Here is a 9,165-nt window from a genome sequence, read left to right on the forward strand (position 1 = left end):
GCGAACGTCTTTCTCGGCTCCAAGCACGCATTGCCGATGCTCACCGTGGTGATGCTGGCGCTCAGCGCCTTCGTGCGCAGCTGGGGCATCCCGATGCTGGTGGTGCTGGCGGCCGCCTTCGGCCTGCTGCGGCTGGCGCTGCGCAACGCGGCGTTTCGCGAGCGCTTCGACGCCGGCTGGTTGAACCTGCCGCTGGTGGGACGGCTCTCGCGCCAGTACAACGCAGCGCGCTTTGCCGGCACCCTGGCGATGCTGGCCGGCGCCGGCGTGCCGATCCTGAAAGCCTTGCAGGCCGCCGCCGAGACGCTGGGCAACCGGGCCATGCGGGCCGACGCCATGGACGCCCTGGTGCTGGTGCGCGAAGGCGCACCGCTGGCTTCGGCGCTGGCCCAGAAGAAGCGCTTTCCCGGCCTGCTGGCCATGTTCGCCCGAATGGGCGAACAAACCGGCCAGCTGCCGGCCATGCTGCAGCGCGCCGCCAACCAGCTGTCCGCCGAAGTGCAGCGCCGGGCGCTGCAGATGGCCACGTTGCTGGAGCCGCTGCTGATCGTCGGCATGGGCTTGGTGGTCATGCTCATCGTCCTGGCCGTGCTCCTTCCGATCATCCAGATGAACCAGTGGGTGCGTTAGCCGCGCCAACCCCGCCGCCTCGGTGGATGAGGTAGGTTAAGGTAAAGACCATGAGCATCTCCCTGGACGACAAGCTGGTGGTGGCGATCTCCTCGCGCGCCCTGTTCGACTTCGAGGAAGAGAACCGGGTGTTCGAGAGCGGCGATGCGGCCGGCTACATGCAGCTGCAGCTGCAGCGGCTGGACCAGCCGGCCACGCCGGGCATCGCCTTTTCGCTGATCCAGAAACTGCTGGCCTTCAACGATGCCGCGTCGCAGCGGGTCGAGGTGGTGGTGCTGTCGCGCAACGACCCGGTCTCCGGAATGCGCGTGTTCCGCTCGGCCATCGCCGCCGGCATCCACCTGCAGCGCGGCGTGTTCACCCAGGGCCGCTCGCCGTTCGGCTATCTGCGGCCGCTGCGCGCCCACCTGTTCCTGTCCACCAACGCCGACGACGTGCGCGGCGCGCTGGCCGCCGGCTTTCCCGCCGCCCGGGTGCTGACCGAGTCGGTGCTGGCCGGCACCAACTACCCGGCCGAAGTGCGAATCGCCTTCGACGGCGACGCTGTTCTGTTCTCCGACGAGGCCGAGCAGGTGTTCCAGGCCAGGGGGCTGGAGGCGTTCCAGGAGCACGAGCTGAGCAAGGCCGCGCAGCCGCTGCCCGGCGGTCCGTTCAAGCCGCTGCTGAGCGCCTTGCACCGCCTGCAGCAGGCGGCCAACCCGCAGATGCGGATCCGCACCGCGCTGGTCACCGCGCGCAGCGCCCCGGCCCACGAGCGCGCCATCCGCACCCTGATGAACTGGAACATCCACGTCGACGAGGCCATGTTCCTCGGCGGCCTGGCCAAGGGCGAGTTCCTGCGCGAATTCGAGCCGGACTTCTTCTTTGACGACCAGACCCGCCATGTCGACCACGCGGCGCTGCACGTGCCGTCGGGCCATGTCGCCGCCGGCATCGCCAACGTGTTGCGGCCCTAGCCGGAGCGCGTCATGCGCGACTCGCGCCGCGCGATCCACAGCGTCGCAGCGCAGATCACCACGCCGCCGACCAGCGTCGAGCGGCTCGGCATGTCGGCGAACACCAGCCACCCCAGCAGCGTCGCCCACACCAGGTCGAGGAACTTGACCGACTGCGTCGCCGAAATGTCGGCTACCGAGAAGGAGCGGCTCAGGCAGTAGTGGGCGACGCTGCCGATCAGCCCGCACAGCAACAGCAGCAGCCACTGCACCAGGCTGGGCGGCTGCCAGTGCCACAGCGCCAGCGGCAGGCTGAAGCAGGCCACCGTGATCGACTGCCAGGCGACGATCACCTCCGGCCGCTCATAGCGGGTCAGGGCCTTGGTGATCAGGAAGGAGGCCGCAAAGATTGGGCAGGACGCCAGCATCAGCAGGCTGTAGGGCCCGCCCTGCCCGGTGAGCTGGGGCCCGACCACGATCAGCACGCCGCAAAAGCCGATGGCCGCCGCCAGCCAGCGCTCCCAGCGCATGGTCTCGCGCAGGAACAGCACGGCGCCGATCATGATGAAGATCGGGGTGGTGAAGCCGATCGCCGTGGTGTCCGCCAGCGTGATGTGCGGCACCGCCAGGAACCAGATGGACAGCGCGAAGGTGTGCACCCCGCCGCGCAGGAACTGGCCGCGGATGTTGCGCGGCCGGTAAGAGGCGATGCCGCTGCGCGCGATCAGCGGCAGCATGACCACCACGCCCATCAGGTAACGCAGCGACTGGGTCAGGAACGGCCCGATCTGCAGCGCCAGGCTGCGCATGATCGTGTTGAGCAGCACGAACAGCAGGCCGGCCAGCATGGCCCACAGCAGGCCGCGCACGTTCGGGTCGAGCCGGGCGGTGCGCCGCCGCGCCAGCCGCGCGTGGCGAACCAGCAGGTGGCGCCGGGCTGCTCGCAAGGTGACGATCAGGCCCGCATCCCGACCACGATGCGGCCGCGCACCTGCCCCGCCATCAGGCGCTGCGCCGCCGCGACGGCGTCTTGCAGCGCGATCTCGGTGCTGATGGTGTCCAGCAGCGCCGGCTCGAGGTCGCGCGCAAGCCGGGCCCAGGCCTGCTCGCGCAGCGCCAGCGGCGCCAGCACGCTGTCGACGCCCAGCAGCGCGATGCTGCGCAGGATAAAGGGCGCCACGGTGACCGGGAAGTCCATGCCTTGCGCCAGCCCGCAGGCCGCCACCGCGCCGCCGTAGCGCACCTGGGCGCAGGCGTTGGCCAAGGTGTGGCTGCCCACCGCATCGACCACCGCGGCCCAGCGTTCCTTTTGCAGCGGCTTGCCCGGCGCCGCCAGTTCGGCCCGATCGATCACGCCGGTTGCGCCCAGGCCGCGCAGGTAGTCGCCTTGCGCCGCCTTGCCGGTGGCCGCGACCACCTGGTGGCCCAGCCTGGCCAGCAGCGCGGTCGCCACCGAGCCGACGCCGCCGGTGGCGCCGGTCACCAGCACCTGGCCGTCGCCGGGCTTGACGCCATGGCGCTCCAGGGCCAGCACGCACAGCATGGCGGTGTAGCCGGCGGTGCCGATCGCCATCGCCTGCTTCCCCGAGAAGGCGGGCGGCCGGCGGATCAGCCATTCGCCTTTGAGCCGCGCCTTGCCCGCCAGGCAGCCTTTGTGGGTTTCGCCCACGCCGAAGCCGTTCAAAACGACCGCGTCGCCAACCTTCCAGCAGGCCGAGGTGCTGTCCACCACGATGCCCGAGCCGTCGATGCCCGCCACCATCGGCCAGCTGCGCACCACCGGCGCGCGGTTGGTGATGGCCAGCGCATCCTTGTAGTTGAGCGTGGAAGCTTCGACCTCGATGGTGACATCGCCGTCAGCCAGGAAGCTGTCATCCACTGCCCGCACCGAAGCGCTGAAGTCGGGGTTCTTCTCGAGGACCAGGGCCTGGAACATGAGGTTCTCCTTGTCGGCTCACGCCACGTGGCGGCGCAGCAGTTTGACCAGCTGGGTGCTGGTGTTGCGCAGCCGCCGGGCCAGCAGCTGGGTCAGCTTGACCAGCAGCTTGGCGCCGATCTCCGGATGCGACTGGATCAGCCGGGCCACGGCGGCGCGATCGAGCACCGCCGCCTCCACTTCGCTGAGCGCCCAGCAGCTGGCATAACGCGGCTCGCCGTCGAACATCGACATCTCGCCCAGCACCGCGCCGGGCCGCACCACCGCCAGCCGGGTGTTGTCGCCGCGCTCCTCCGTGTCGGCGTCGGGGCCGATGCGCTTGCCGACGTCGACGGTGCCGCGCAGCAGCAGCATCATCCAATCGGTGATGTCGCCCTCGACGATCAGCATCTGGCCCGGCTGCGCCTTCACGTGCAGCATGAGGGTGCCCAGCAGGTCGGCCTCGGCCGGCCGGAAATCCTGCAGCAGCTGGCTGGACTGCAGCAGATCGGGCCACTGCGACAGCCGCTCGCACCCGCCCAGCACCTGGAGCCCGGCGCTGCGCATCTGCTCTTCGAGGGACAGCCGGGCCATGGTGTCAGCGCTGCTGCGCCAGCCAGGCGGAGATTTCCTGCGCCGCCGCATCGCTGGCGGCGGCCAGCGCGCGCACGCCGCCGGCAGCGTCGGGCGCGGGCGCGGGCCGCTCGATCGTGAAAGTTCGCTGGCCAACCAGGCGGTCACCCGCGGGCGTGGACTCCAGCACCGTGCAACGCACCCGCACCACCCCGCGGCTGCTGGCCGGCGAATCGAACACCTGGCTGAATTCCTCCAGCTCCACCCGCAGCACCGGCGGCAAGACGCCGCCGCGGCGGGCCAGGGCGGCTCCGGTGGCCGCGCCGAGGACAGGGCGGTTGCGGCCCAGATGCTCGCGCAGCCGCTGCTCCAGCAGTTCACCGGGCGGCGCGCTCCAGCGGGCGAACGCATACGGGCGCAGCTGGTGGACGTCGGCATAGCCCAGGCGGTACAGCAGCGCCGGCGTCTCCAGCGAAGCGCTGGCGTTCACGTTGCCCAGCACCAGGGGGGCGCCACCCTCGGCGGCCGGCGTGGCCGCGGCGGCCAGCGGCCCGAAGTCGTACATGACCTCGCGCACCGGCTTGTCGGGCAGGCTGCTGCAGCCGGCAGCCAACGCCGCGAGCAGCAGGGCGGCGATGTGGCGGCGGCGGCTCATCGGGCCGCTCCCGGGGCACTGAAGCCGGGCTCGCCCGGACCGGGCCGCGCCGTGCCGTCGCCGTACAGCAGCGCCTGCGGGTTCTCCGTCAGCTCGTCGACCGCGCGGCCGAGCGAGCGCACGGTGCGGTTCGCCTCGTCCAGCGTACGGTTGACGCGCGGCAGGGTGGAGCGGCTGAACACGTCGGCCGCCTGCGAGAACGCGTCCGAGCCTTGCGACAGGCGCTGGATCGGGCCATCGGGCGCATTGATGGCCACCGCCGCGCGCCGGAATTCGGCGGCGGTGCCGTTGACCTCGGCGGCGGCGCGGCCCACGTCGTCAAGGTTGCGCTGAACGTTGGTCAAGGTGGTGCCGGCCTGCGTCAGCAGCGGGTCGATGCGCTGCGCCACCGTCTGGTCCAGGCGCTGCACCAGCAGGCTGGTGCTTGCTGCCGTCTTGCTCACGTTGTCCAGCGCCGAGGCCACGCGGGCCTGGTTTTCGTCGCCCAGCATCTTGTTGATGCGGACGGTGACCTGCTCGACCTGCTCCAGGATCACATCGCCGCGCGCTTCCAGCTTGGCCAGGATGCCGGGGCGCAGCGGGATGCGCGGGGGCTCTGCGTCATTCGGCTCCAGCCGCGGGCTGGGCCGGCCTTCGTCGGACAGCTGCACGAAGGCCAGGCCGGTCACGCCCTGGAAGCTGAGCACGGCGAAGGTGTCGCGCGTGATCGGCGCTTCGCGGTCGACCGCGAGCTTGACCAGCACGCTGCCCGGCGAGGTGGGATCGAAGCCGACCGACGTCACCTTGCCGACGTCGACGCCGCGAAAGCGTACCGCCGCCTGCTCCTGCAAGCCGGTGACCGCCTCGCGGGTGGAGATCGCATAGATGTCGCGAATGCCGGTGTCGCGCGTCAGCCAGGCGGCCAGGACCAGCACCAGCGCGGTCAGGACCGCCACGAAGATGCCGGCGGCCAGGGCATGGGCCTTGTTCTCCATTTTTCCTATCCTTTCTAGATCGCGAACGGGTATTCACGCAGCAGTTCCATCGCGCGCTGGCCGCGCTCGCCCAGGAAGAACTCGTGGACGAACGGGTGCTGGAACGCAATCACCTCGCGCGGGGTGCCGGCCACGATGATTTTCTGGTCGGCCACCACCGCGATTCGCGTCGACAGCTCGAATAGCGTATCCAGGTCGTGGGTGACCATGATGACCGTCAGGTTCAGCTCGCGGTGCAGCGACCGCAGCAGGTTGACGAAGCCGTCGGAGCTTTCCGGGTCGAGCCCGGCGGTCGGCTCGTCCAGCAGCAGCAGCGGCGGGTCCATCACCAGCGCGCGCGCCAGCGCCGCCCGCTTGATCATGCCCCCGGACAGGTCCGACGGGCGCTTGTCGGCATCGCTCGCCCTCAGGCCGACCATCTGCAGCTTGACCATTGCCGCCTCCAGGATGAGGCTGGTGGGCAGCGTCTTCAGTTCGCGCAGCGGAAAGGCAATGTTCTCCAGCACGCTGAAGGCGGAGAACAGCGCCCCGTGCTGGAACAGCATGCCGACCCGGCTGGACGCGCCGCGCCGCGACAGCGACTCGCGCGGCTGCCCCATGATGCGGACCTCGCCGGCGGCGGGCGTCTCCAGCCCGAGGATCTGCCGCAGCAGCACCGTCTTGCCCGAGCCGGAACCGCCCACGATCGACATCAGCTCGCCGCTTTCGACCGCCAGGTCCAGGTCTTTGTGGATCACCACGCGCCGGTCCGGCATGGCGAAGGCGGAGGTCAGCTTGCGGATCTCCACCATCGGCGTGCCGGGCGCGGGCAGGGTGGTGGCGACTTCTTCCATCAGAGCTTCTAGATCCCCACGTTGCTGAAGACGATGGCGAACAGCGCGTCCACCAGGATCACCGCCGTGATGGCCGTGACCACCGACGCCGTGGTGCCCGCCCCCAGGCTCTGCGTGTTCGGCTGCACCCGCAGGCCGTAGTGGCAGCCGATCAGCGCGATCAGCACCCCGAACACCACCGACTTGGCCGTGCCCAGCAGCAGGTTGTGCACGTGCACCGCCTGCGGCAGGGCGTTGATGAAGAAGCTCGGGCCCACGCCCAGCGACAGGTCGGCCGCCACCATGCCGCCGATCAGCCCGGCCACCGTGGTCCAGGCGCTGATCAAGGGCATGGCGATCGCCAGCGCCATGGCGCGCGGCATCACCAGCCGAAAGCTGTGCGAGATGCCCATCACCCGCATCGCGTCGAGTTCGTCGGTCACCCGCATGACACCGATTTCCGCCGTGATGGCCGAACCGGAGCGGCCGGCGATCAGGATCGCCGCCAGCATCGGCCCGAGCTCGCGCACCAGCGCCACCCCCAGGATGTCGACGATGAAGGCATCGGCGCCCAGCTGGCGCAGCTGCTGCGCCGTCAGGTAGGCCAGCACCACGCCGATCAGCGAGCCGACCAGGGCCGTGATCGGCAGCGCAGTGGCGCCGATGCGGTACAGCTGGCCGGAGAAATCGCGCCACGGGCCTTCGTTGGGCGCCCGCAGCAACTGCAGCAGGTCCAGCATCAGGTTGCCGATCAACTGCAGGAAGCCCTTGACATGGCCCAGGCCGCGCAGCAGCGCCGCGCCGAATTCGAGGTACAGCGACCACCAGCTGGGGCGGGTGGAGCGTTCGCGGTCGGTGGTGAACTGCGCCACCCGCTCCAGCACGGCGCGTTGCGCCGGCTCCAGCGCCAGCTGCGCCGGCCAGCGCCGGCCCCAGTGATCCCACAACAACTGCGCTCCCACGTGGTCGAGCCGTTGGGCCGGCTGCAAGTCCCAGCCTTGTTCGGCCGAGGGCTCCGGCAGTGCCTGCACCAGCTCGCGCAGCAGGCCGGGACGGGCGAACTGGGCGGCCGTCCACTCGCCGAGCAAGCGCACGGCCTGGGGGCCTTGCGGCGCTGGCGCCTGGGCGATACGGGGCGTGGCGTCGGTCATGGGAGAGAGCCGCCCATCCTAACGGCGAGCCTGTGGCTGTGCTGTAGGAGCCTGCCGGGTATAACGCCCTGACAAGGAAACCGACCTGAAACCAACCACCAAGACCATGCGGATCGGGGGCGCCTGCGGCTTCTGGGGCGACACGGCGTCGGGGCGCCGCAGCTGGTGGCGCGCGGCCAAGTCGACTTCCTGGTGTTCGACTACCTGGCGGAGCTGACCATGTCGATCCTGGCCGCCGCCCGTGGCAAGAACCCGGAACTGGGCTACGCCACCGACTTCGTGCAGGTGACCATGAAGGCCATCCTGCGCGACGTGGCGGCGCAAGGCATCCGGGTGGTCAGCAACGCCGGCGGCGTCAACCCGCAGGCTTGCGCCGACGCCTTGGCGGCCCTGGCCGCCGAGCAAGGGGTGGCGCTGAAAATCGCCGTGGTGGTGGCGACGACGCGATGCAGTTGCCGCCAGCCTTGCGCAACGAAGCGGTGCGCAAGCTGCAGATCGGCGCCCCGCTGCCGGCCCGCCTGCTGACCGCCAACGCCTACCTGGGCGCGCTGCCGGTGAAGGCCGCGCTGGACGCCGGCGCCCAGGTGGTGATCAGCGGCCGCTGCGTCGACAGCGCGGTGACGCTGGGCGCGCTGATGCACGCCTTCCAGTGGCGCGCCAGCTCACGCCCGAGACAGTGCGGGCCTGGCTGGACCACCTGGTCGAGGGCGACGTCACGCGCCACGACCTGCCCGGCATCCACGCACTGAACTTCGTCTGCACCCAGGCGCTGGACGGCGGCGGCATGGCCTCATTGCGCAACGACCCGCTGGGCAAGGGCATGGCGCAGATCCTGTTGTGCATGCCGGTGGCGGTGCCGCGCGGCTGGATCGAGACCGACCCGCAGCGTTAGACTGGCCGCTTCGTCCAAGGAAGTCCCGCCATGAATGCTCCCGAGAAACACCGTCCGGCAGCCGCGCTGTCGTCCATCGAACACTGGATCGGCGGCCGCATCGTCCGCGGCCAGAGCGGCCGCCGCGCCGATGTCTTCAACCCGGCCCTGGGCAGCGTGAGCGGCCAGGTGGCGATGGCCAGCAACGCCGAAGTGGCGCAGGCCGTCGCATCCGCGCAGGCCGCCTTCCCGGCCTGGGCCGACACGCCGCCGATCCGCCGCGCCCGCGTGATGTTCAAGTTCCTGGAACTGCTGAACAAGGCCAAGGACGACCTGGCCCGCACCATCACCGCCGAACACGGCAAGGTGTTCACCGACGCCCAGGGCGAGGTCACGCGCGGCATCGACATCGTGGAGTTCGCATGCGGCATTCCGCAGCTGCTCAAGGGCGACTACACCGACCAGGTCTCCACCGGCATCGACAACTGGACGATGCGCCAGCCGCTGGGTGTCGTCGCGGGCATCACGCCCTTCAACTTCCCGGTGATGGTGCCGATGTGGATGTACCCGGTGGCGATCGCCGCCGGCAACTGCTTCATCCTCAAGCCCAGCCCGCTCGACCCGACCCCATCGATCCGCATGGCGGAGC

11 protein-coding genes and 1 pseudogene are annotated in these 9,165 nt (G+C 70.3%); 5 read left to right on the forward strand and 7 right to left on the reverse strand.

The genetic code is table 11. From position 1 onward, the window contains the following. Both JWP65_RS02420 and JWP65_RS02425 read left to right on the forward strand, forming a co-directional pair. Window positions 1-630: type II secretion system F family protein (locus JWP65_RS02420; protein ID WP_299760004.1), on the forward strand; the 630-nt coding region annotated here is incomplete at its 5' end. A gap of 50 nt (window positions 631-680) precedes the next feature. Further along, on the forward strand, window positions 681-1,586 hold the full coding sequence (locus tag JWP65_RS02425) for a 5'-nucleotidase (protein WP_299760006.1): 906 nt from the start codon (window positions 681-683) through the stop codon (window positions 1,584-1,586). Here JWP65_RS02425 and JWP65_RS02430 read toward each other — a convergent pair. Genes JWP65_RS02430 through JWP65_RS02460 form a run of 7 tightly spaced genes read right to left on the reverse strand, consistent with a single transcriptional unit; the run spans window position 1,583 to window position 7,645 of the window. After that, on the reverse strand, window positions 1,583-2,512 hold the full coding sequence (locus JWP65_RS02430; RefSeq protein ID WP_299760008.1) for a DMT family transporter: 930 nt from the start codon (window positions 2,510-2,512) through the stop codon (window positions 1,583-1,585). The genes JWP65_RS02425 and JWP65_RS02430 overlap by 4 nt on opposite strands. Window positions 2,513-2,520: 8 nt before the next feature. Further along, on the reverse strand, window positions 2,521-3,501 hold the full coding sequence (locus JWP65_RS02435) for an MDR family oxidoreductase (RefSeq protein ID WP_299760010.1): 981 nt from the start codon (window positions 3,499-3,501) through the stop codon (window positions 2,521-2,523). An 18-nt stretch (window positions 3,502-3,519) separates the two neighbouring features. Further along, entirely contained in the window at window positions 3,520-4,074 is a 555-nt protein-coding gene (locus JWP65_RS02440; protein ID WP_299760011.1) for a Crp/Fnr family transcriptional regulator, read from the reverse strand. 4 nt (window positions 4,075-4,078) lie between these two features. Continuing rightward, on the reverse strand, window positions 4,079-4,708 hold the full coding sequence (locus JWP65_RS02445; protein WP_299760013.1) for an ABC-type transport auxiliary lipoprotein family protein: 630 nt from the start codon (window positions 4,706-4,708) through the stop codon (window positions 4,079-4,081). Continuing rightward, a complete protein-coding gene (locus tag JWP65_RS02450; protein ID WP_299760015.1) occupies window positions 4,705-5,682 on the reverse strand; it encodes an MlaD family protein in 978 nt (325 codons plus the stop codon). Before JWP65_RS02450 ends, JWP65_RS02445 begins: the two co-directional genes overlap by 4 nt. A 14-nt stretch (window positions 5,683-5,696) precedes the next feature. Next, window positions 5,697-6,515, reverse strand: coding sequence for an ABC transporter ATP-binding protein (locus JWP65_RS02455; RefSeq protein ID WP_299760017.1), 819 nt, complete (start codon window positions 6,513-6,515; stop codon window positions 5,697-5,699). Between the two features lie 8 nt (window positions 6,516-6,523). Further along, entirely contained in the window at window positions 6,524-7,645 is a 1,122-nt protein-coding gene (locus tag JWP65_RS02460) for an ABC transporter permease (protein WP_299760019.1), read from the reverse strand. A 106-nt stretch (window positions 7,646-7,751) separates the two neighbouring features. On the opposite strand from JWP65_RS02460, the pseudogene JWP65_RS02465 reads away from it, so the two are divergent. The 3 genes and pseudogenes from JWP65_RS02465 to JWP65_RS02475 form a co-directional block, all read left to right on the forward strand. Next, window positions 7,752-8,301: pseudogene (locus JWP65_RS02465) on the forward strand (acyclic terpene utilization AtuA family protein); the annotation flags it as partial. Further along, on the forward strand, window positions 8,295-8,537 hold the full coding sequence (locus JWP65_RS02470; RefSeq protein ID WP_299760023.1) for a hypothetical protein: 243 nt from the start codon (window positions 8,295-8,297) through the stop codon (window positions 8,535-8,537). The pseudogene JWP65_RS02465 and the gene JWP65_RS02470, both read left to right, overlap by 7 nt. Before the next feature lie 30 nt (window positions 8,538-8,567). Continuing rightward, window positions 8,568-9,165: aldehyde dehydrogenase family protein (locus JWP65_RS02475; protein ID WP_299760021.1), on the forward strand; the 598-nt coding region annotated here is incomplete at its 3' end.

Origin of the sequence: Ramlibacter sp. (assembly GCF_028292805.1) — a bacterium.
GTDB lineage: Bacteria > Pseudomonadota > Gammaproteobacteria > Burkholderiales > Burkholderiaceae_C > Ramlibacter.

Excerpts from the sequence above, each read along its gene's own strand:
- JWP65_RS02455 (WP_299760017.1), bottom strand. The coding sequence starts at position 6,515 with ATGGAAGAAGTCGCCACCACCCTGCCCGCGCCCGGCACGCCGATGGTG.
- JWP65_RS02460 (WP_299760019.1), bottom strand. The coding sequence starts at position 7,645 with ATGACCGACGCCACGCCCCGTATCGCCCAGGCGCCAGCGCCGCAAGGC.
- JWP65_RS02440 (WP_299760011.1), bottom strand. The coding sequence starts at position 4,074 with ATGGCCCGGCTGTCCCTCGAAGAGCAGATGCGCAGCGCCGGGCTCCAG.
- JWP65_RS02450 (WP_299760015.1), bottom strand. The coding sequence starts at position 5,682 with ATGGAGAACAAGGCCCATGCCCTGGCCGCCGGCATCTTCGTGGCGGTC.
- JWP65_RS02425 (WP_299760006.1), top strand. The coding sequence starts at position 681 with ATGAGCATCTCCCTGGACGACAAGCTGGTGGTGGCGATCTCCTCGCGC.
- JWP65_RS02435 (WP_299760010.1), bottom strand. The coding sequence starts at position 3,501 with ATGTTCCAGGCCCTGGTCCTCGAGAAGAACCCCGACTTCAGCGCTTCG.
- JWP65_RS02445 (WP_299760013.1), bottom strand. The coding sequence starts at position 4,708 with ATGAGCCGCCGCCGCCACATCGCCGCCCTGCTGCTCGCGGCGTTGGCT.